The organism is Streptomyces sp. AC627_RSS907 (assembly GCF_019049165.1).
Map to the genome: position 1 here is coordinate 1 of NZ_JAGMUE010001262.1, position 644 is coordinate 644.

Annotated in this window: 1 protein-coding gene and 1 pseudogene; both read right to left on the bottom strand. The window is 73.4% G+C overall.

Annotated elements, in window-relative coordinates; genetic code table 11:
* Nucleotides 1–319 (bottom strand): DUF3090 family protein (locus tag KUM32_RS41385; protein WP_217146788.1); only part of this gene is annotated, 319 nt, incomplete at its 3' end.
* Nucleotides 320–466: 147 nt separating this feature from the next.
* Nucleotides 467–644, bottom strand: a pseudogene (locus KUM32_RS41390) (phosphoglycerate mutase); the annotation flags it as partial.

A 644-nucleotide genomic window follows, 5' to 3' on the forward strand; every position in this document is an offset into this window, starting at 1 on the left:
GTTCCTCGCCGTCCCAGGCCAGCGCCATGGTCCCGACCCGGAACTCCTCCTCGACCGGGGCGTCCAGCGGCGCCGTGTCGGTCATCTCGGCGGGCGCGACGGCCGGCACCGGCGCATTGCCCCCGGTGCGCCGCACGACCTCGTCAAGCAGCTCGTCGATCCGCTCGGCCAACGCCTCGACCTGGGCCTTTTCCAGCGCGACGCTGGTGGTGCGACCGGCCGCCGTCGCCTGCAGGAAGAAGGTGCGGCGGCCAGGCAGCCCGACCGTACCGGCGACGAAGCGGTCCGGCGGGTCATAGAGGAACACCTGACGGGACAACGTCCTGCTCCAGTTTTGTTCGACGGTTCGGCTTGCGGTGGTGCTGCGACGGCCGGTGCGGCCCGGCCTCGGTGGGCCGCTGGGTCCGCCGTCCTGGGTGTCAGGACCACGGTCTCATGCGCGGAACCACCCTACTGCGCGCGGAGATCACGGTGCCCCCGCGCCACCCCCCACCGCGGCGTCCCCGCTCGCGCCCTGCTCCTCGTCCGGTCGCGGCGCGAGCCCCGCGAGGTCGCCGGTGTCGCCGAGCCGGAGCAGGAAGGGGCGCAGCCGGGTGTAGCGGATGGCGGTCACGGAGCAGGGCTCGACGGAGATCCGTTGGAAG